General features: G+C 49.1%; 20 protein-coding genes and 1 tRNA gene. 13 read left to right on the forward strand and 8 right to left on the reverse strand.

From position 1 onward, the window contains the following. The first annotated feature begins 40 nt into the window (after positions 1-40). On the forward strand, positions 41-1,183 hold the full coding sequence (locus D9597_RS05160; RefSeq protein ID WP_130221785.1) for a BlaEC family class C beta-lactamase: 1,143 nt from the start codon (positions 41-43) through the stop codon (positions 1,181-1,183). Between the two features lie 87 nt (positions 1,184-1,270). Continuing rightward, on the forward strand, positions 1,271-1,804 hold the full coding sequence (gene blc, locus D9597_RS05165) for a lipocalin Blc (RefSeq protein ID WP_130216743.1): 534 nt from the start codon (positions 1,271-1,273) through the stop codon (positions 1,802-1,804). Here blc and sugE read toward each other — a convergent pair. The 4 genes from sugE to efp all read right to left on the reverse strand — a co-directional run bounded on the left by sugE (position 1,801) and on the right by efp (position 3,294). Next, on the reverse strand, positions 1,801-2,118 hold the full coding sequence (gene sugE / locus D9597_RS05170) for a quaternary ammonium compound efflux SMR transporter SugE (protein ID WP_130205961.1): 318 nt from the start codon (positions 2,116-2,118) through the stop codon (positions 1,801-1,803). The genes blc and sugE overlap by 4 nt on opposite strands. A gap of 175 nt (positions 2,119-2,293) precedes the next feature. After that, positions 2,294-2,440, reverse strand: coding sequence for a lipoprotein toxin entericidin B (gene ecnB / locus D9597_RS05175; RefSeq protein ID WP_000239596.1), 147 nt, complete (start codon positions 2,438-2,440; stop codon positions 2,294-2,296). Between the two features lie 110 nt (positions 2,441-2,550). Further along, positions 2,551-2,676, reverse strand: a complete 126-nt coding sequence (gene ecnA, locus D9597_RS05180) for a lipoprotein antitoxin entericidin A (protein WP_064525758.1) — start codon at positions 2,674-2,676, stop codon at positions 2,551-2,553. 51 nt (positions 2,677-2,727) lie between these two features. After that, positions 2,728-3,294 carry an elongation factor P gene (gene efp, locus D9597_RS05185; protein ID WP_000257278.1) on the reverse strand — a complete coding sequence of 189 codons (567 nt, stop codon included), beginning with the start codon at positions 3,292-3,294 and terminating at the stop codon, positions 2,728-2,730. A gap of 41 nt (positions 3,295-3,335) precedes the next feature. Between efp and epmB the strand changes: the two genes are divergently transcribed. Both epmB and D9597_RS05195 read left to right on the forward strand, forming a co-directional pair. Continuing rightward, entirely contained in the window at positions 3,336-4,364 is a 1,029-nt protein-coding gene (gene epmB, locus D9597_RS05190; RefSeq protein WP_130221786.1) for an EF-P beta-lysylation protein EpmB, read from the forward strand. A 393-nt stretch (positions 4,365-4,757) separates the two neighbouring features. Further along, a complete protein-coding gene (locus tag D9597_RS05195) occupies positions 4,758-5,627 on the forward strand; it encodes a YjeJ family protein (RefSeq protein WP_130221787.1) in 870 nt (289 codons plus the stop codon). A 202-nt stretch (positions 5,628-5,829) separates the two neighbouring features. Here D9597_RS05195 and D9597_RS05200 read toward each other — a convergent pair whose 3' ends face one another. From D9597_RS05200 to D9597_RS05210, 3 genes are all read right to left on the reverse strand, one after another. Beyond that, positions 5,830-6,183, reverse strand: coding sequence for a DUF4156 domain-containing protein (locus tag D9597_RS05200; RefSeq protein WP_000558209.1), 354 nt, complete (start codon positions 6,181-6,183; stop codon positions 5,830-5,832). Between the two features lie 137 nt (positions 6,184-6,320). Then, positions 6,321-7,967, reverse strand: coding sequence for a chaperonin GroEL (groL, locus tag D9597_RS05205; protein ID WP_000729132.1), 1,647 nt, complete (start codon positions 7,965-7,967; stop codon positions 6,321-6,323). 43 nt (positions 7,968-8,010) lie between these two features. After that, positions 8,011-8,304 (reverse strand): co-chaperone GroES, encoded by a 294-nt coding sequence (locus tag D9597_RS05210; protein WP_001026276.1) that lies wholly within the window; start codon positions 8,302-8,304, stop codon positions 8,011-8,013. Between the two features lie 275 nt (positions 8,305-8,579). Here D9597_RS05210 and yjeH point away from each other — a divergent pair, with 275 nt between their 5' ends. Then, on the forward strand, positions 8,580-9,836 hold the full coding sequence (yjeH, locus tag D9597_RS05215) for an L-methionine/branched-chain amino acid transporter (protein WP_130221788.1): 1,257 nt from the start codon (positions 8,580-8,582) through the stop codon (positions 9,834-9,836). A gap of 15 nt (positions 9,837-9,851) precedes the next feature. Here yjeH and D9597_RS05220 read toward each other — a convergent pair whose 3' ends face one another. Further along, positions 9,852-10,328 carry an FxsA family protein gene (locus D9597_RS05220; RefSeq protein WP_130216751.1) on the reverse strand — a complete coding sequence of 159 codons (477 nt, stop codon included), beginning with the start codon at positions 10,326-10,328 and terminating at the stop codon, positions 9,852-9,854. Between the two features lie 336 nt (positions 10,329-10,664). Here D9597_RS05220 and aspA point away from each other — a divergent pair, with 336 nt between their 5' ends. The 8 genes from aspA (at position 10,665) to cadB (ending at position 20,278) form a co-directional block, all read left to right on the forward strand. Next, positions 10,665-12,101, forward strand: a complete 1,437-nt coding sequence (gene aspA, locus D9597_RS05225; RefSeq protein WP_130205949.1) for an aspartate ammonia-lyase — start codon at positions 10,665-10,667, stop codon at positions 12,099-12,101. Between the two features lie 117 nt (positions 12,102-12,218). Then, on the forward strand, positions 12,219-13,520 hold the full coding sequence (gene dcuA / locus D9597_RS05230; RefSeq protein ID WP_130216753.1) for an anaerobic C4-dicarboxylate transporter DcuA: 1,302 nt from the start codon (positions 12,219-12,221) through the stop codon (positions 13,518-13,520). 115 nt (positions 13,521-13,635) lie between these two features. Further along, positions 13,636-13,974, forward strand: coding sequence for a divalent cation tolerance protein CutA (cutA, locus tag D9597_RS05235; protein WP_064525746.1), 339 nt, complete (start codon positions 13,636-13,638; stop codon positions 13,972-13,974). Then, positions 13,950-15,647 (forward strand): protein-disulfide reductase DsbD, encoded by a 1,698-nt coding sequence (gene dsbD / locus D9597_RS05240; RefSeq protein ID WP_130221789.1) that lies wholly within the window; start codon positions 13,950-13,952, stop codon positions 15,645-15,647. Before cutA ends, dsbD begins: the two co-directional genes overlap by 25 nt. 35 nt (positions 15,648-15,682) lie before the next feature. After that, a complete protein-coding gene (locus tag D9597_RS05245) occupies positions 15,683-16,258 on the forward strand; it encodes a transcriptional regulator (RefSeq protein ID WP_001188520.1) in 576 nt (191 codons plus the stop codon). Positions 16,259-16,364: 106 nt separating this feature from the next. Next, a tRNA-Phe gene (locus D9597_RS05250) sits at positions 16,365-16,440 on the forward strand. Between the two features lie 602 nt (positions 16,441-17,042). Further along, a complete protein-coding gene (gene cadC, locus D9597_RS05255) occupies positions 17,043-18,581 on the forward strand; it encodes a lysine decarboxylation/transport transcriptional activator CadC (RefSeq protein ID WP_130221790.1) in 1,539 nt (512 codons plus the stop codon). Between the two features lie 362 nt (positions 18,582-18,943). Beyond that, complete coding sequence (cadB, locus tag D9597_RS05260) at positions 18,944-20,278, forward strand: cadaverine/lysine antiporter (protein WP_130216759.1); 1,335 nt, start codon at positions 18,944-18,946, stop codon at positions 20,276-20,278. The last annotated feature ends 54 nt before the right edge of the window (positions 20,279-20,332 follow it).

The following is a 20,332-nucleotide window of genomic DNA, read 5'->3' on the forward strand; positions in this document are numbered from 1 at the left end:
CCCGCCTATGGCGGGCCGTTTTGTATGGAAACCAGACCTTATGCTCAAAACGACGCTTTGCGCCTTACTGATTACCGTCTCTTGCTCCACTCTTGCCGCGCCCCACAGCGAACAACAAATCAACGATATTGTGCATCACACTATTACCCCACTTGTTGAGCAACAAAACATCCCCGGCATGGCCGTTGCAGTGATTTATCAGGGTAAGCCTTATTACTTTACCTGGGGCTACGCGGATGCGGCAAAAAAGCGGCCCGTCACGCAGCAAACGTTGTTTGAGTTAGGCTCGGTCAGTAAAACATTTACGGGCGTGCTTGGTGGCGACGCTATTGCTCGAGGGGAAATCAATCTAAACGATCCCGTCACAAAATACTGGCCTGAACTTACCGCTAAACAGTGGAATGGGATCACACTATTACATCTCGCAACCTACACCGCTGGCGGCCTGCCGTTACAGGTGCCGGATGAGGTGAAATCCTCAAGCGACTTGCTGCGCTTCTATCAAAACTGGCAGCCTGCATGGGCGCCAGGAACACAACGTCTGTATGCAAACTCCAGTATCGGTTTGTTCGGCGCACTGGCTGTGAAGCCGTCTGGTTTGAGCTTTGAACAGGCGATGCAAAATCGTGTTTTCCAGCCACTCAAACTCAACCATACGTGGATTAATGTGCCGCCCGCAGAAGAAAAGAACTACGCCTGGGGATATCGCGAAGGTAAGGCAGTGCATGTTTCGCCAGGGGCGCTGGATGCTGAAGCTTACGGTGTAAAATCGACGATTGAAGATATGGCCCGCTGGGTACGAAGCAATATGAATCCCCGTGATATCAACGACAAAACACTTCAGCAAGGGATACAACTGGCGCAATCTCGCTACTGGCAAACCGGCGATATGTATCAGGGCCTGGGCTGGGAAATGCTGGACTGGCCGGTAAATCCTGACAGCATCATCAATGGCAGCGACAGTAAAATTGCGCTGGCGACAAGCCCAGTAAAAGCAATTACGCCCCCTGCTCCTGCTGTGCGGTCATCATGGGTGCATAAAACAGGTGCGACCGGCGGATTTGGTAGCTATGTCGCGTTTATCCCAGAAAAAGAGCTGGGTATTGTGATGCTGGCTAACAAAAATTATCCCAATCCAGCGAGAGTTACCGCCGCCTGGCAGATTCTCAACGCTCTACAGTAAAATTTCATCGGGTCCGAATTTTCGGACCTTTTCTTCGCATTTCCTTGCTGTCATCTACACTTAGAAAAAACCAGTAAGGAAACATTTATGCGCCTGCTCCCTCTCGTTGCCGCAGCGACAGCTGCATTTCTGGTGGTTGCCTGTAGTTCTCCCACACCACCGCGTGGCGTGACCGTGGTAAATAATTTCGATACCAAACGCTATTTGGGTACATGGTATGAGATTGCCCGTTTTGATCACCGCTTTGAACGCGGACTGGAGAAAGTGACCGCGACGTATAGCCTGCGGGATGACGGCGGCCTGAATGTCATTAATAAAGGCTATAACCCGGACAGAGAGATGTGGCAGCAGAGTGAAGGAAAAGCCTACTTTACTGGAGATCCGCGTCGCGCAGCCCTGAAAGTGTCGTTCTTTGGGCCATTCTACGGCGGTTATAACGTCATCGCGCTCGACCGGGAGTACCGCCACGCGCTGGTTTGCGGCCCGGACCGCGACTACCTGTGGATACTCTCTCGCACGCCAACCATTTCTGACGAAGTTAAACAGGAGATGCTGGCAGTCGCAACCCGGGAAGGGTTTGATGTTAGTAAGTTTATTTGGATACAGCAGCCCGGTAGTTAGTGAGTGCTGAGTTTCAGACCAATAATTCCCACCACAATTAACGCCAGACTTGCCAGGCGCATCGGGTTAGCGGACTCGCCGAGCAGCACAATGCCGGTGATAGCCGCGCCGACTGCGCCAATCCCCGTCCAGACAGCATAAGCCGTCCCTACAGGTAATGACTTCATCGCCCAGGCGAGCAGCGCCATACTGACAATCATCGCCGTCACGGTAATAACACTTGGCGTCAAACGACTAAAGCCGTGGGTATATTTCAGGCCAACAGCCCAGACGACTTCCAGCAACCCAGCAATAAATAAGATAATCCAGGACATATAAAACTCCGGAGAAATGGGGCCGTCCCCGGTGAAAAGAAGCGTTTGCAGGTCGTCCTGCAAAGCTGATGGTTGAACGGATATTTTGCCTGGTGGCAGGGGAATTTCAACTATTACCTTAGTGACTATCGCTGAAAAAATAAACGGCACGACAAACTTGTCGTACCGTTATTGCTTATTGCTGCGCTTTCGTCGCTGCGCCAGAAATCGCGTTACCGCCGTCGGAGATATCTTCACCAACGCCACGCGTGGTGTTGCAGGCAGTCAATACTGTTGAAAGCACCAGAACAGAAAAGATCGCTGCAATTGTCTTCTTCACCATAACGTCTTCCTTTTAGGTAATGTTATTTGTGTTTGCCTATAGCAAATTAATAATAGACAACACCACCGAAAATGACGGAAATCTGACGATTTTTACGAAGAGAAGAAAAATTAGCTGGCTGCGCGGGAGATGGAATTACCGAGATGTTTAATGTCTTCACCAAAACCGCGTGCGGTGTTACAGCCCGTGAGCAGCGCACTGGCAAGCAAAACAAGAAGGATAAGGCGTTTCATCATCTCTGACCTGAAAAAGTGATGGTGCAGCCCACAGGCCGCACCACAACCGCATTACTTCACGCGAGATACGTATTCACCAGAGCGGGTATCCACTTTGATGACTTCGCCGATCTGTACGAACAGCGGAACTTTAACCACAGCGCCAGTAGACAGGGTAGCCGGTTTGCCGCCAGTACCTGCGGTATCACCTTTCAGACCCGGATCGGTATCAACGATTTCCAGTTCAACGAAGTTCGGCGGAGTAACGGAGATCGGCTGACCATTCCACAGAGTTACGATGCACTCTGCCTGATCCAGCAGCCATTTAGCATTGTCGCCAATTGCTTTTGCATCAGCAGACAGCTGCTCGAAAGTTTCGTTGTTCATGAAGTGCCAGAACTCACCGTCGTTGTACAGGTAAGTCAGGTTCATATCGACAACATCAGCGCCTTCAGCGGAATCGGTAGATTTGAAGGTTTTTTCTACGCGAGTGCCAGTCAGTAGACGGCGCAGTTTAACGCGAGCGAATGCCTGACCTTTACCCGGTTTCACGAATTCACTGGCTTCAACCGCGTAAGGTTCGCCATCTAACATGATTTTAAGACCAGCACGAAAATCGTTGCTATAGTACGTTGCCATAAGGCCCTCTGAAATTTATTAATTGGTAGCTAAGCCACAAAATGGCGCATATTGTAACCCTAAATACCCCATCCAGAGAAGATTGGTTAGCGCAACTTGCCGATGTTGTGACCGATCCTGATGAACTTCTGCGTCTTTTGAATATAGACGCGGACGAAAAACTGTTGGCCGGACGCAGCGCCAAAAAGCTGTTTGCCCTGCGCGTGCCCCGCTCATTTATCGATCGCATGGAGAAAGGCAATCCAGACGATCCACTTTTGCGTCAGGTACTTACCTCGCAAGATGAGTTTGTCGTCGCGCCCGGATTCTCCACCGACCCGCTGGAAGAACAGCACAGCGTAGTGCCTGGTTTGTTGCATAAATACCACAACCGGGCGCTTTTGCTGGTCAAAGGCGGCTGCGCGGTAAATTGCCGCTATTGCTTCCGTCGCCACTTCCCGTATGCCGAAAATCAGGGCAACAAGCGAAACTGGAAGACGGCACTTGAGTATGTTGCTGCGCATCCGGAACTGGACGAGATTATTTTCTCCGGCGGCGATCCGCTGATGGCGAAAGATCACGAACTGGACTGGTTGTTAACGCAACTGGAAGCCATCCCACATATCAAACGTCTGCGGATTCACAGCCGTCTGCCGATTGTGATCCCGGCACGTATCACCGAGGCGCTGGTTGAACGCTTTGCCCGTTCTACGCTGCAAATCTTGCTGGTGAATCACATCAACCATGCCAATGAGGTAGATGAAACGTTCCGTCAGGCGATGGCTAAATTGCGCCGTGTCGGCGTCACCCTGCTTAACCAAAGCGTTCTGTTACGTGGCGTGAACGATAACGCGCAAACGCTGGCAAATCTGAGTAATGCACTGTTTGACGCCGGTGTGATGCCCTATTACCTGCATGTGCTCGATAAAGTGCAGGGCGCGGCGCATTTCATGGTGAGCGATGATGAAGCGCGGCAGATTATGCGTGAGTTGCTGACGTTAGTATCGGGATATCTGGTGCCAAAACTGGCGCGCGAGATTGGTGGCGAACCCAGCAAAACGCCGCTGGATCTCCAACTACGCCAGCAGTAACTGATTAAACAGGGAAGTTAAACATTAAAATTGCCTGATGCGCTACGCTTATCAGGCCTACATCGTGCATTGAAATTGAATGAATTTTCAATGAACTGTAGGCCGGATAAGGAGTTTACGCCGCATCCGGTAAGAGCAACAAACGCAGTACAGCGACCTGTCATTTTACAGGGAAGTTTAATCTTTGCCCGTTGCATAACCTTTAATTATTCATATACATTGCTATTTTTACTCTTTATATAGCCAACACCAATAATTAACCTTTCTTTTCTGTTTATATAGAGTGAGCACGGCTATTTATGTTATTTTAACAACTATTACTACCAAGCCCATTTATCTGGCTTATAAATTAAAATTAATTATTTAATTGAGAAATGGTTAGGGAGAACCTACATGGCCATAAGCATCAAGGGTGTTAATACCGGTGTTATTCGCAAGAGTAATAATTTCATTGCACTGGCGCTGAAAATTAAAGAGCCTCGCAATAAAGAATCGTTGTTCTTTATGTCTGTCATGGAACTGCGAGATCTGTTGATTGCGCTGGAAAGTCGTCTGCATCAAAAGCATAAACTGGATGCTGATGCACGCCTTCAGTATGAGCAAGCTCGCGATAAAGTCATTAAGAAAATGGCAGAAAACATCCCGGAAATTCTGGTTGATGAGCTTAAAAATGCCGATATTAATCGCCGGGTTAACACGCTGGAACTTACCGATAACCAGGACGAAAATCTTAATTTCGCATTAACGCTCCATGATGGCAGCAAATGCGAATTAGTGGTCAATGAGCTGCAAATTGAAATGCTGGCGCGGGCAATCATTCATGCAATTAATAATGCTGAAATGCGTGAGCTAGCATTACGTATTACATCGCTATTAGATTTTCTGCCGTTATATGACGTCGACTGCCAGGACAATGGCAATCTGGAATACGACACCTATTCTCAGCCGGAATGGAAACATAATCTGTTTAGTCATTATCTGGCCGTACTTTATCGCTTTAAAGATGAAGGTGGCAAGGAGCAATTTAGTGGTGCAGTAGTAAAAACGCGTGAAGCGACTGCGGGTAAAGAAGTTGAGGCTATTACACGCCGGATGCTTGGTTTCAGTCCTCGACTGAAAAAGCTCGCTGGAGTGCCGTGTCAGGTCTACGTTCGTACTGTGGCAGCCAATAACGCCCAACCACTAACCCAGGATCAATGCCTACGCGCACTACATCACCTACGCGTTCAATCCATCAGCAAAACTGCACCACAGGCGAAATAATCCCGTCTTTGCTAATGCGAGGCTGGAGCCATCCAGCCTGAAATGACTGATAACGTGATCGTTGATCATGCCGGATGCGGCGTAAACGCCTTATCCGGCCTACAAATTCTCAAGCATTCAATCAGTTGCAATGCCTGATGTAGGCCTGATAAGCGAAGCGCATCAGGCAATTATACGTTTGTCACCCAGCCTCTGAATCCCATCAGTTCGGGCACTTATATACCTGACCGATAATCTGGCTGTCAGTCGGGACAAAGCTGGACAACATGCCCTGCGACGGGCTGCTGATACCATAAATCACGTTACCACCCATTGCTGCCGCCTGGTTGCGCAGATCGTTTGCCGCACCGCGCATAGAACCGCCCTCTTCACCGTGTTGCCCGGAAAGCCAGTTACTTTGCTTACCGGTAGCAGTACCAATCAGCTGGCACTCTGCACCTGGTTGCTCGTCCACGATGCGAACGCTCTGTCCGGCAGCGCTCAATTCGTTGCTGGAGCTACAACCCGCCATCAGTAGCGCGGCACCGACAATCCCTGCTAAGTATTTTACGTGCATGTTATTCCCCATAATCAATGAGCTGGACGCAACTCGCGTCGTCCGTGTCTGAATCTTATACTAGAAAGATGACCAAAAGAAAAACCCCCAGACATTTCTGCCCGGGGGTTTCTTTATTTCTGCGAGGTGCAGGGCAATTACATCATGCCACCCATGCCACCCATGCCGCCCATACCGCCAGCAGCACCTAAGTCAGCTGCATCGTTTTTCGGCAGGTCGGTAACCATGCACTCGGTGGTGATCATCAGGCCAGCCACAGAAGCTGCGTACTGCAGAGCAGAACGAGTTACTTTGGTTGGATCCAGGATACCCATGTCGATCATGTTGCCGTATTCTTCGGTTGCTGCGTTGTAGCCGTAGTTGCCGTCGCCAGCTTTAACGGTGTTAGCAACAACAGACGGTTCTTCACCGCAGTTCAGTACGATCTGACGCAGCGGAGCTTCCATTGCACGCAGTGCAACTTTGATACCCACGTTCTGCTCTTCGTTCTGACCACGCAGGTCAGCCAGTTTAGACGCTACGCGGATCAGCGCAACACCACCACCAGCAACCACGCCTTCTTCTACCGCAGCACGGGTCGCGTGCAGGGCGTCTTCAACGCGTGCTTTTTTCTCTTTCATTTCAACTTCGGTAGCAGCACCAACTTTGATAACTGCAACGCCGCCTGCCAGTTTCGCTACGCGCTCCTGCAGTTTTTCACGGTCGTAGTCAGAAGTTGCTTCTTCAATCTGCTGACGGATCTGAGCAACACGGCCCTGAATTGCCGCTTCTTCACCCACGCCATCGATGATGGTGGTGGTGTCTTTGTTGATCACAACACGTTTAGCCTGACCCAGATCTTCCAGAGTTGCTTTTTCCAGCTCCATACCAATCTCTTCAGAGATTACGGTACCGCCAGTCAGGGTTGCGATATCCTGCAGCATAGCTTTACGGCGATCGCCGAAGCCCGGAGCTTTAACCGCAGCGACTTTCACAATGCCACGCATGGTGTTAACAACCAGAGTTGCCAGCGCTTCGCCTTCAACATCTTCAGCGATGATCAGCAGCGGTTTGCCTGCTTTTGCAACGGCTTCCAGAACCGGCAGCATTTCGCGGATGTTGGAGATTTTCTTGTCAGCCAGCAGGATGAACGGGCTTTCCAGTTCTACTGCGCCAGTTTCCGGCTTGTTGATGAAGTAAGGAGACAGGTAGCCACGGTCGAACTGCATACCTTCAACCACGTCCAGTTCGTCCTGCAGACCAGTACCGTCTTCAACGGTGATAACGCCTTCTTTACCGACTTTGTCCATCGCTTCAGCGATCAGTTTACCTACGGTTTCGTCGGAGTTAGCGGAGATAGTACCAACCTGAGCAATCGCTTTAGAGTCGGAGCACGGTACGGACAGTGCTTTCAGTTCTTCAACTGCAGCAGTAACGGCTTTGTCGATACCACGTTTCAGGTCCATCGGGTTCATGCCCGCGGCAACAGCTTTCAGGCCTTCAGTAATGATAGCCTGAGCCAGTACGGTTGCGGTGGTGGTACCGTCGCCTGCAGTGTCGTTCGCTTTAGAGGCAACTTCTTTCACCATCTGCGCACCCATGTTTTCGAACTTGTCTTCCAGTTCGATTTCACGAGCAACGGAAACACCATCTTTGGTGATGGTCGGTGCACCGAAAGATTTATCCAGAACTACGTTACGGCCTTTCGGACCGAGGGTAACTTTCACTGCATCTGCCAGTACGTTTACGCCGCGCAGCATTTTCACACGAGCGTCGTTACCGAATTTTACGTCTTTAGCTGCCATTATCTTTATTCCTTAAATTCGTATGTTCAGTGTCGTGCGCGGATTACGCTTCAACAATTGCCAGAATGTCGCTTTCGGACATGATCAACACTTCTTCATTGTCGATCTTCTCAGACTTCACACCGTAGCCATCATTGAAAATTACGATGTCGCCAACTTTCACGTCCAGCGGCTTCACTTCGCCATTTTCAAGGATGCGGCCATTGCCAACAGCCAGCACTTCGCCACGGGTAGATTTAGCCGCTGCAGAGCCGGTCAGAACGATGCCGCCAGCAGATTTAGTTTCAACTTCTTTACGCTTGACGATCACGCGATCATGCAATGGACGAATATTCATTGATAACTCTCCTTTGAGAAAGTCCGTATCTGTTATGGGTGACGCCGGACCTTACGTGGTTTCCCGGCTGGTGACCAGTGAAATGGGGATGGGCTTCTCCCCCTTCAAGGGGGCAAATGAAAAAAAATTCTGATCAGTACAAAATCGGGTAAAAATCCTGATTCACATCACATTTCATCGCAATTTCTCCATCGCCGCCATACGCGAATCTGATTGTGCTACCATCGAGATCCTGCGCAGTTGCCCAAATTTTGGGCACAATTGGACATTAACCCATGAGTGGACTCAAACAAGAACTGGGACTGGCCCAGGGGATCGGCCTGTTATCAACCTCATTATTAGGCACTGGCGTGTTTGCCGTTCCTGCGTTAGCTGCACTGGTAGCGGGCAATACCAGCCTGTGGGCGTGGCCCGTTTTGATTATCTTAGTGTTCCCGATTGCAATCGTCTTTGCGCTGCTGGGACGCCACTATCCCAGTGCGGGCGGCGTCGCACACTTCGTTGGCATAGCGTTTGGCTCGCGGCTTGAGCGAGTCACTGGCTGGCTATTTTTATCGGTCATTCCCGTAGGCCTGCCCGCTGCACTACAAATTGCCGCCGGCTTTGGCCAGGCAATGTTTGGCTGGCATAGTTGGCAACTGTTGTTGGCAGAACTTGGTACGCTGGCGCTGGTGTGGTACATCGGCACTCGCGGAGCCAGTTCCAGTGCCAATCTACAAACGGTGATTGCCGGGCTTATCGTCGCGCTGATTGTCGCTATCTGGTGGGCGGGCGATATCAAACCTGCGAATATCCCCTTCCCGGCACCTGGTAATATCGAACTTTCCGGGTTGTTTGCTGCGTTATCGGTGATGTTCTGGTGTTTTGTCGGTCTGGAGGCATTTGCCCATCTCGCCTCGGAATTTAAAAATCCAGAGCGTGATTTTCCCCGCGCTCTGATGATTGGTCTGTTGCTGGCAGGATTAGTCTATTGGGGCTGTACGGTTGTCGTCTTACACTTCGACGCCTATGGTGAAAAAATGGCGGCGGCAGCATCGCTTCCAAAAATTGTGGTGCAGCTGTTCGGTGTAGGAGCGTTGTGGATTGCCTGCGTGATTGGCTATCTGGCCTGCTTTGCCAGTCTCAACATTTATATACAGAGCTTCGCCCGATTAGTCTGGTCGCAGGCGCAACACAATCCTGACCACTGCCTGGCACGCCTCTCTTCTCGTCATATCCCGACTAATGCCCTTAATGCCGTACTCGGCTGTTGCGTGGTGAGCACGTTGGCGATCCATATGTTAGAGATCAATCTGGACGCACTTATCATCTATGCCAATGGCATCTTTATTATGATTTACCTGTTATGCATGCTGGCAGGCTGTAAATTATTGCAAGGACGTTATCGACTACTGGCGGTAATTGGCGGGCTGTTATGTGTTCTGTTACTGGCGATGGTCGGCTGGAAAAGTTTATATGCCCTGATCATGCTGGCGGGGTTATGGCTATTTCTGCCAAAACGAAAAACGCCGGAAAATGGCATAACCACATAATCCGGCGTTTCGTCATTAATCCTGGCGATCGTCTTTATGATCAAGGCGGTCGCGGTCATCATCCTTTCGTTGATACTCACCATCAAAAGTATTACCGCCACCAGTCCCGGCGCTAAATCCGCCGCCCGGCATACGGGAAAAGCGCAAATGCGGCATCAGCTTCACTGTCAGATGCTTTTGCACTGGCGGTAATAAAAGAAGAAGACCGAGGAAATCGGTAAAAAAGCCCGGTAATAAAAGCAGCAAACCGGCAATGATCAACGAAACACTTTTAATCATTTCCGCCGCTGGGTTTTCTCCCGCCGCCATTTTTTGTTGCATCAGCACAAAATTCTTAAAGCCCTGATTACGTACCAGTGACATACCAATAACTGAGGTGAATATAACCAGCACGAGGGTCAGCAATACTCCCAGGACATGAGCAACCTGAATAAAGATTGAAATCTCAATATAGACATAAAGGAAAACGGCAATAAAAGGTAACCAGCGCAAAGGTTTCTCCTGTAATAGCAACCAGTTAAATCTGGTCGCCTGAATGGGTTGCGAATCGCGTTCAGCTTATATTGTGGTCATTAGCAAAATTTCAAGATGTTTGCGCAACTATTTTTGGTAGTAATCCCAAAGCGGTGATCTATTTCACAAATTAATAATTAAGGGGTAAAAACCGACACTTAAAGTGATCCAGATTACGGTAGAAATCCTCAAGCAGCATATGATCCCAGGTATTCGGCCGATGCAGGGGATAATCGTCGGTCGAAAAACATTCGAAACCACATATATTCTGTGTGTTTACAGCAAATCATTGGCAGCTTGAAAAAGAAGGTTCACATGTCAAACAACATTCGTATCGAAGAAGATCTGTTGGGTACCAGGGAAGTTCCAGCTGATGCCTACTATGGTGTTCACACTCTGAGAGCGATTGAAAACTTCTATATCAGCAACAACAAAATCAGCGATATTCCTGAATTTGTTCGCGGTATGGTAATGGTTAAAAAAGCCGCAGCTATGGCAAACAAAGAGCTGCAAACCATTCCTAAAAGTGTAGCGAATGCAATCATTGCCGCATGTGATGAAGTCCTGAACAACGGAAAATGCATGGATCAGTTCCCGGTAGACGTCTACCAGGGCGGCGCAGGTACTTCCGTAAACATGAACACCAACGAAGTGCTGGCCAATATCGGTCTGGAACTGATGGGTCACCAGAAAGGTGAATATCAGTACCTGAACCCGAACGACCACGTTAACAAATGCCAGTCCACTAACGACGCCTACCCGACCGGTTTCCGCATCGCAGTTTACTCTTCTCTGATTAAACTGGTAGATGCTATTAACCAACTGCGTGAAGGCTTTGAACGTAAAGCTGTCGAATTCCAGGACATCCTGAAAATGGGTCGTACCCAGCTGCAGGACGCAGTACCGATGACCCTCGGTCAGGAATTCCGCGCTTTCAGCATCCTGCTGAAAGAAGAAGTGAAAAACATCGAACGTACCGCTGAACTGCTGCTGGAAGTTAACCTCGGCGCAACTGCAATCGGTACTGGCCTGAACACGCCGAAAGAGTACTCTCCGCTGGCAGTGAAAAAACTGGCTGAAGTCACTGGCTTCCCATGCGTACCTGCTGAAGACCTGATCGAAGCGACCTCTGACTGCGGCGCATACGTTATGGTGCATGGCGCGCTGAAACGCATGGCTGTGAAGATGTCCAAAATCTGTAACGACCTGCGCTTGCTCTCTTCTGGCCCACGTGCCGGCCTGAACGAGATCAACCTGCCGGAACTGCAGGCGGGCTCTTCCATCATGCCAGCTAAAGTAAACCCAGTTGTTCCGGAAGTGGTTAACCAGGTTTGCTTCAAAGTCATCGGTAACGACATCACTGTTACCATGGCAGCAGAAGCGGGTCAGCTGCAGCTGAACGTTATGGAGCCGGTCATTGGCCAGGCCATGTTTGAATCCGTTCACATTCTGACCAACGCTTGCTACAACCTGCTGGAAAAATGCGTTAACGGCATCACTGCTAACAAAGAAGTGTGCGAAGGTTACGTTTACAACTCTATCGGTATCGTCACTTACCTGAACCCATTCATCGGCCACCACAACGGTGACATCGTGGGTAAAATCTGTGCCGAAACCGGTAAGAGCGTACGTGAAGTCGTTCTGGAGCGCGGTCTGTTGACTGAAGCAGAACTAGACGATATTTTCTCCGTACAGAACCTGATGCATCCGGCTTACAAAGCAAAACGCTATACTGATGAAAGCGAACAGTAATCGTACAGGGTAGTACAAATAAAAGAGGCACGTCAGACGACGTGCCTTTTTTCTTGTGAGTAGTAACTTAAAAACAACAACCTGATATCAACTTGTTAAAAAACAAGGAAGGCTAATATGCTAGTTGTAGAACTCATCATCGTTTTGCTGGCGATCTTCTTGGGCGCCAGATTAGGGGGAATTGGTATTGGTTTTGCAGGTGGATTGGGGGTGCTGGTTCTTGCCGCTATCGGCGTCAAGCCTGGTAACATCCCATTCGATGTCATTTCCATTATCATGGCGGTTATCGCTGCTATTTCTGCTATGCAGGTTGCTGGCGGTCTGGACTATCTGGTTCACCAGACAGAAAAGCTGCTGCGCCGTAACCCGAAATACATCACGATCCTTGCACCGATCGTAACCTATTTCCTGACCATCTTTGCTGGTACCGGCAACATCTCTCTGGCAACACTGCCAGTTATCGCTGAAGTTGCGAAGGAACAAGGCGTTAAACCTTGCCGTCCGCTGTCTACTGCAGTGGTATCCGCGCAGATTGCGATCACCGCATCACCAATCTCTGCGGCGGTGGTTTACATGTCTTCCGTGATGGAAGGTCATGGCATCAGCTACCTGCATCTGCTCTCTGTGGTCATCCCGTCTACCCTGCTGGCAGTTCTGGTGATGTCCTTCCTGGTAACCATGCTTTTCAACTCAAAACTGTCTGACGATCCGATTTATCGCAAGCGTCTGGAAGAAGGTCTGGTTGAACTGCGCGGTGAGAAGCAGATTGAAATCAAATCCGGTGCAAAAACGTCCGTCTGGCTGTTCCTGCTGGGCGTAGTTGGCGTGGTTATCTACGCGATTATCAACAGCCCGAGCATGGGCCTGGTTGAAAAACCGCTGATGAACACCACTAACGCTATCCTGATTATCATGTTGAGCGTTGCAACCCTGACCACTGTTCTTTGCAAAGTGGACACCGACAACATCCTCAACTCCAGCACCTTCAAAGCAGGTATGAGCGCCTGTATTTGTATCCTGGGTGTTGCATGGCTGGGCGATACTTTCGTTTCCAACAACATCGACTGGATCAAAGATACCGCTGGTGAAGTCATTCAGGGTCATCCGTGGCTGCTGGCTGTTATCTTCTTCTTTGCTTCTGCTCTGCTGTACTCTCAGGCTGCAACTGCAAAAGCACTGATGCCGATGGCTCTGGCGCTGAACGTTTCTCCACTGACCGCTGTAGCTTCTTTCGCAGCCGTGTCTGGTCTGTTCATTCTGCCGACCTACCCGACGCTGGTTGCTGCGGTACAGATGGATGACACGGGTACCACTCGTATCGGTAAATTCGTCTTCAACCATCCGTTCTTTATCCCAGGTACTCTGGGTGTTGCCCTGGCCGTTTGCTTCGGCTTCTTGCTGGGCAGCGTGATGCTGTAATGACAAATCGCGGGGCGTTCACGCCCCGCTTTCTTTCCCGCCGACTAACATCCTTTCCCCGTCCGTTGTATAGTGACCTCTCTCTTGCGGTTCCATCTGTTCTTGCGAGGTGTTTATGCTTGATGAAAAAAGTTCGAATACCGCGTCCGTCGTGGTGTTGTGCACCGCGCCGGATGAAGCGACGGCCCAGGAATTAGCCGCCAAAGTGTTGGCGGAAAAACTGGCGGCCTGTGCGACCTTGATTCCTGGCGCTACCTCTCTCTATTACTGGGAAGGTAAACTGGAACAGGAATACGAAGTGCAGATGATTTTAAAAACCACCGTATCTCACCAGCAGGCACTGCTGGAATGCCTGAAGTCTCATCATCCGTATCAAACCCCGGAGCTTCTGGTTTTACCTGTTACACACGGAGACACAGATTACCTCTCATGGCTCAACGCATCTTTACGCTGATCCTGCTACTTTGCAGCACTTCCGTTTTTGCCGGATTATTCGACGCGCCGGGACGCTCACAATTTGTCCCCGCGGATCAAGCCTTTGCTTTTGATTTTCAGCAAAACCAACATGAGCTTAATCTGAGCTGGCAGATCAAAGACGGTTACTATCTTTACCGTAAACAGATCCGCATTACGCCGGAACACGCGAAAATTACCGACGTGCAGCTGCCCCAGGGCGTCTGGCATGAAGATGAGTTTTACGGCAAAAGCGAGATTTACCGCGAGCGGCTGACGCTTCCTGTGACCATCAACCAGGCAAGTGCGGGTGCGACATTGACTGTCACCTACCAGGGCTGTGCTGACGCCGGTTTTTGTTATCCGCCAGAAACCAAAACCGTTCCGTTAAGCGAAGTGGTTACTAACAACGCGACGCCACCGTCTGCATCAGTTCCGCAGCAAGAGCAGCCCGTCGCGCAATTGCCCTTTTCCGCGCTCTGGGCGTTGTTGATTGGTATCGGTATCGCCTTCACGCCATGTGTACTGCCGATGTACCCTCTAATTTCCGGTATCGTGCTGGGTGGTAAACAGCGGCTATCGACCGCCAGAGCATTGTTGCTGACTTTTATTTATGTGCAGGGGATGGCGCTCACCTACACGGCGCTGGGTCTGGTGGTTGCCGCCGCAGGGTTACAGTTCCAGGCAGCGCTACAGCATCCTTACGTGCTTATCGGCCTCGCTATCGTCTTTACCTTGCTGGCGATGTCGATGTTTGGCTTGTTTACCCTGCAACTCCCCTCTTCGCTGCAAACGCGCCTCACGCTAATGAGCAATCGCCAACAAGGTGGCTCGCCCGGCGGTGTGTTTGTGATGGGGGCGATTGCCGGGCTGATCTGTTCGCCATGCACCACCGCACCGCTTAGCGCGATTCTGCTGTATATCGCCCAAAGCGGAAACATGTGGCTGGGCGGCGGCACGCTTTATCTCTATGCGCTGGGCATGGGCCTGCCGCTGATTCTAATTACCGTCTTTGGTAACCGCCTGCTGCCGAAAAGCGGCCCGTGGATGGAACAGGTCAAAACCGCATTTGGTTTTGTGATCCTCGCACTGCCGGTCTTCCTGCTGGAGCGAGTGATTGGTGATATATGGGGATTACGCTTGTGGTCGGCGCTGGGTGTCGCGTTCTTTGGCTGGGCCTTTATCACCAGCTTACAGGCCAAACGCGGCTGGATGCGTATTGTGCAAATTATCCTGCTAGCGGCAGCATTGGTTAGCGTGCGCCCACTCCAGGATTGGGCATTTGGCGCGACGCATACCACGCAAACTCAGGCGCATCTCAACTTTACACAAATCAAAACGGTAGATGAGTTAAATCAGGCGCTCGCTGAAGCCAAAGGCAAACCGGTGATGTTAGATCTCTATGCCGACTGGTGCGTCGCCTGTAAAGAGTTTGAGAAATACACCTTCAGCGACCCGCAGGTGCAAAAAGCGTTAGCAGACACGGTCTTACTTCAGGCCAACGTCACAGCCAACAACGCACAAGATGTGGCGCTGTTAAAGCATCTTAATGTCCTTGGCTTACCGACAATTCTCTTTTTTGACGGACAAGGCCAGGAGCATCCACAAGCGCGCGTCACGGGCTTTATGGATGCAGAAACCTTCAGCGCACATTTGCGCGATCGCCAACCGTGAACGACACTTCAGTGGGAAAGACGGAGGAAAATAGCGTGCAACGTGAAGATGTACTGGGAGAAGCCCTGAAATTATTAGAATTACAAGGGATTGCCAACACCACGCTGGAGATGGTTGCTGAACGTGTGGATTATCCACTGGACGAGCTGCGCCGCTTCTGGCCAGACAAAGAGGCGATCCTCTACGATGCCCTGCGCTATCTTAGCCAACAGATAGATGTCTGGCGTCGTCAGCTGATGCTGGACGAAACGCAAACCGCCGAACAAAAGCTGCTGGCGCGTTATCAGGCGCTATCGGAGTGCGTTAAAAACAACCGCTACCCGGGCTGTCTGTTTATCGCTGCCTGTACGTTTTATCCCGATCCTGGCCACCCTATTCATCAATTGGCCGATCAGCAAAAAAGCGCGGCCTACGACTTTACCCACGAACTGTTAACCACGCTGGAAGTGGACGATCCGGCGATGGTAGCAAAGCAGATGGAACTGGTGCTGGAAGGTTGTTTAAGCCGAATGCTGGTGAATCGTAGCCAGGCGGATGTCGATACCGCACATCGGCTGGCGGAAGATATCCTGCGCTTCGCTCGCTGCCGCCAGGGTGGCGCACTGACCTGACAGAAACACAGAAAAGAAGCGATTTGCCGCAATCTTAAGCAGTTGAATCGCTTTTACTGAAATTAGGTTGACGAGATGTGCAGATTACGGTTTAATGCGCCCCGTTGCCCGGATAGCTCAGTCGGTAGAGCAGGGGATTGAAAATCCCCGTGTCCTTGGTTCGATTCCGAGTCCGGGCACCAAATTCATATGAACGGACCTCCACGGAGGTCCGTTTTTCGTTTCAGGACGCGACGATTTAACCGTTCTTCCTCCAAATCACTCCCACCAAACTCAACCAAATTCTCCCCACATCACCAGCATTTTGCGGGTATCCCCCTGTTTGAGAAAATTTGTCCCGGAGCTATGACACTGACTGACGCAAAATGTCGTGCGGCCCCGTAATGCTGTTGAACGTCAAATGACGTCATCAGGAGCGTAACGCATCCATAAACAGAACGCCGACTGATGAGATTTTTTGGATGCGAACAAAGAGAAATGTATCAGTCCGTTTGATCATGCAAAGACTAACAATCCATTAAAATAGTAAGCGTTCCAGGCAATTTTCCGGGGATTATTTTCTGAACGTTTTCTTTGGCAAAGATAATCAATCTTGGTGGTAAGGCAAATTACTTCTGATTCTCATTAAAGTCATTTCGTAAGGCGATGTAATCAAGAGGTTTACGGGTGGTAAAAATAACGTCTCACATTCACCTGTAATATGTAAACGCACCCATCTATAGATGGTAAAAATAGGTTATGGCAATTATCATTGCACCATTCCTTTTTCGAATGAGTTTTTATTATGCAACAACCTGTAGTTCGCGTTGGCGAGTGGCTTGTTACTCCGTCCATAAACCAAATTAGTCGCAATGGGCGTCAACTTACCCTTGAACCGAGACTAATCGATCTTCTGGTTTTCTTTGCTCAACACAGTGGCGAAGTACTTAGCAGAGATGAACTTATCGATAATGTCTGGAAGAGAAGTATTGTTACCAATCACGTTGTAACGCAGAGTATCTCAGAACTGCGTAAGTCATTAAAAGATAATGATGAAGATAGTCTTGTCTATATCGCTACTGTACCAAAGCGCGGTTATAAATTAATGGTGCCGGTTATCTGGTACAGCGAAGAGGAGGGAGAAGAAATAATGCAATCTTCGCCTCCCCCTATACCAGAGGCGATTCCTGACACAGATTCCCCTTCCCACAGTCTTAACATTCAAAACACCGCAACGCCACCTGAACAATCCCCAGTTAAAAGCAAACGATTCACTACCTTTTGGGTATGGTTTTTTTTCCTGTTGTCGTTAGGTATCTGCGTAGCACTGGTGGCGTTTTCCAGTCTTGAAACGCGTCTTCCTATGAGTAAATCGCGTATTTTGCTCAATCCACGCGATATTGACATTAATATGGTGAATAAGAGTTGTAACAGCTGGACTTCCCCGTATCAGCTCTCTTACGCGATAGGCGTGGGTGATTTGGTGGCTACGTCACTTAATACCTTCTCCACTTTTATGGTTCATGACAAAATCAACTACAACATTGATGAACCGAGCAGTTCCGGTAAAACATTATCTATTGCGTTTGTTAATCAACGCCAATACCGCGCTCAACAGTGCTTTATGTCGGTGAAATTGGTAGACAATGCAGATGGTTCGACCATGCTGGATAAACGTTATGTCATCACTAACGGTAATCAGCTGGCGATTCAAAATGATTTACTGGAGAGTTTGTCAAAAGCGTTAAATCAACCGTGGCCACAACGAATGCAGGAGATGCTCCAACAAATTTTGCCTCATCGTGGTGTGTTATTAACTAATTTTTATCAGGCACATGATTATTTAATGCATGGTGATGATAAATCATTGAACCGTGCCAGTGAGTTATTAGGTGAGATTGTTCAATCATCTCCCGAATTTACCTACGCGAGAGCAGAGAAAGCATTAGTTGATATAGTACGTCATTCTCAGCATCCTTTAGATGAAAAACAATTAGCAGCACTGAACACAGAAATTGATAACATTGCTACACTGCCAGGAATGAATAATCTGGCCATTCTCTATCAAATAAAAGCGGTCAGTGCTCTGACAAAAGGAAAAACTGACGAATCTTATCAGGCGATAAATACTGGCATTGACCTTGAAATGTCCTGGCTAAATTATGTGTTGCTTGGCAAAGTTTATGAGATGAAGGGGATGAACCGAGAAGCTGCTGATGCATATCTCACCGCCTTTAATTTACGCCCAGGAGCAAACACCCTTTACTGGATTGAAAATGGCATATTCCAGACTTCTGTTTCTTATGTTGTTCCTTATCTCGACAAATTTCTCGCTTCAGAATAAACGAATCCTGGGTTGATTCATTCGCGGGGATTTTTAGCGTTAAACGCTTGTATATTTATTGACACAACATGTTGCAGCAATTTATTTGCTGCATAATTTTTTATTACATAAATTTAACCAGCAACTTTCTCGTAATTCATTGTAAATATTGAATGTTTATCTTTTCATGATATCAACTTGCGATTCTGATCTGTTAATGAAGAGCTAAAATCCTCACTGACATAAACTTTTGTATTATTTCACCTAATCTTTAGGATTAATCTTTTTTTTTGAGTAGTCTTGTCGCCAGTTTGGTCTGGTCAGTAAATAGTTATACATCATGACCCGGACTCCAAATTCTAAAATGAAATTAGGAGAAGAGCATGAGTTCTGCCAAGAAGATTGGGCTATTTGCCTGTACCGGTGTTGTTGCCGGTAATATGATGGGGAGCGGTATTGCATTATTACCTGCGAACCTTGCAAGTATCGGTGGTATTGCTATCTGGGGTTGGATCATCTCTATTATTGGTGCAATGTCGCTGGCTTATGTATATGCCCGACTGGCAACAAAGAACCCGCAACAAGGTGGCCCAATTGCTTATGCTGGAGAAATTTCCCCTGCATTTGGTTTTCAGACAGGTGTTCTTTATTACCATGCTAACTGGATTGGTAACCTGGCGATTGGTATTACCGCTGTATCTTATCTTTCCACCTTCTTCCCAGTATTAAATGATCCTGTTCCGGCGGGTATCGCCTGTATTGCTATCGTCTGGGTATTTACCTTTGTAAATATGCTCGGCGGTACCTGGGTAAGCCGTTTAACCACTATTGGTCTGGTGCTGGTTCTTATTCCTGTGGTTATGACTGCTATTGTTGGCTGGCATTGGTTTGATGCTGCAACTTATGCAGCTAACTGGAATACTGCGGGTACCACTGATGGTCATGCGATCATTAAAAGTATTCTGCTCTGCCTGTGGGCCTTCGTGGGTGTTGAATCCGCAGCTGTAAGTACTGGTATGGTTAAAAACCCGAAACGTACCGTTCCACTGGCAACCATGCTGGGTACTGGTTTAGCAGGTATTGTTTACATTGCTGCGACTCAGGTGCTTTCCGGTATGTATCCGTCTTCTGTAATGGCAGCTTCCGGTGCTCCGTTTGCAATCAGTGCTTCAACTATCCTCGGTAACTGGGCTGCGCCGCTGGTTTCTGCATTCACCGCCTTTGCGTGCCTGACTTCTCTGGGCTCCTGGATGATGCTGGTAGGCCAGGCAGGTGTACGTGCCGCTAACGACGGTAACTTCCCGAAAATTTATGGTGAAGTCGACAGCAACGGTATTCCGAAAAAAGGTCTGCTGCTGGCTGCAGTGAAAATGACTGCCCTGATGATCCTCATCACTCTGATGAACTCTGCCGGTGGTAAAGCATCTGACCTGTTCGGTGAACTGACCGGTATCGCAGTACTGCTGACTATGCTGCCGTACTTCTACTCTTGCGTTGACCTGATTCGTTTTGAAGGCGTTAACATCCGCAACTTTGTCAGCCTGATCTGCTCTGTACTGGGTTGCGTGTTCTGCTTCATCGCTCTGATGGGCGCAAGCTCCTTCGAGCTGGCAGGTACCTTCATCGTCAGCCTGATTATCCTGATGTTCTACGCTCGCAAAATGCACGAGCGCCAGAGCCACTCAATGGATAACCACACAGCATCTAACGCACATTAATTAAAAGTATTTTCCGAGGCTCCTCCTTTCATTTTGTCCCATGTGTTGGGAGGG

Origin of the sequence: Escherichia sp. E13S3, assembly GCF_004212325.1 — a bacterium.
Taxonomy (GTDB): domain Bacteria; phylum Pseudomonadota; class Gammaproteobacteria; order Enterobacterales; family Enterobacteriaceae; genus Escherichia.

Excerpts from the sequence above, each read along its gene's own strand:
- D9597_RS05210 (WP_001026276.1), bottom strand. The coding sequence starts at position 8,304 with ATGAATATTCGTCCATTGCATGATCGCGTGATCGTCAAGCGTAAAGAA.
- efp (WP_000257278.1), bottom strand. The coding sequence starts at position 3,294 with ATGGCAACGTACTATAGCAACGATTTTCGTGCTGGTCTTAAAATCATG.
- D9597_RS05200 (WP_000558209.1), bottom strand. The coding sequence starts at position 6,183 with ATGCACGTAAAATACTTAGCAGGGATTGTCGGTGCCGCGCTACTGATG.
- epmB (WP_130221786.1), top strand. The coding sequence starts at position 3,336 with ATGGCGCATATTGTAACCCTAAATACCCCATCCAGAGAAGATTGGTTA.
- ecnB (WP_000239596.1), bottom strand. The coding sequence starts at position 2,440 with ATGGTGAAGAAGACAATTGCAGCGATCTTTTCTGTTCTGGTGCTTTCA.
- dsbD (WP_130221789.1), top strand. The coding sequence starts at position 13,950 with ATGGCTCAACGCATCTTTACGCTGATCCTGCTACTTTGCAGCACTTCC.
- sugE (WP_130205961.1), bottom strand. The coding sequence starts at position 2,118 with ATGTCCTGGATTATCTTATTTATTGCTGGGTTGCTGGAAGTCGTCTGG.
- D9597_RS05195 (WP_130221787.1), top strand. The coding sequence starts at position 4,758 with ATGGCCATAAGCATCAAGGGTGTTAATACCGGTGTTATTCGCAAGAGT.
- ecnA (WP_064525758.1), bottom strand. The coding sequence starts at position 2,676 with ATGATGAAACGCCTTATCCTTCTTGTTTTGCTTGCCAGTGCGCTGCTC.
- blc (WP_130216743.1), top strand. The coding sequence starts at position 1,271 with ATGCGCCTGCTCCCTCTCGTTGCCGCAGCGACAGCTGCATTTCTGGTG.
- D9597_RS05160 (WP_130221785.1), top strand. The coding sequence starts at position 41 with ATGCTCAAAACGACGCTTTGCGCCTTACTGATTACCGTCTCTTGCTCC.
- cadC (WP_130221790.1), top strand. The coding sequence starts at position 17,043 with ATGCAACAACCTGTAGTTCGCGTTGGCGAGTGGCTTGTTACTCCGTCC.
- groL (WP_000729132.1), bottom strand. The coding sequence starts at position 7,967 with ATGGCAGCTAAAGACGTAAAATTCGGTAACGACGCTCGTGTGAAAATG.
- aspA (WP_130205949.1), top strand. The coding sequence starts at position 10,665 with ATGTCAAACAACATTCGTATCGAAGAAGATCTGTTGGGTACCAGGGAA.
- cadB (WP_130216759.1), top strand. The coding sequence starts at position 18,944 with ATGAGTTCTGCCAAGAAGATTGGGCTATTTGCCTGTACCGGTGTTGTT.
- cutA (WP_064525746.1), top strand. The coding sequence starts at position 13,636 with ATGCTTGATGAAAAAAGTTCGAATACCGCGTCCGTCGTGGTGTTGTGC.
- dcuA (WP_130216753.1), top strand. The coding sequence starts at position 12,219 with ATGCTAGTTGTAGAACTCATCATCGTTTTGCTGGCGATCTTCTTGGGC.
- yjeH (WP_130221788.1), top strand. The coding sequence starts at position 8,580 with ATGAGTGGACTCAAACAAGAACTGGGACTGGCCCAGGGGATCGGCCTG.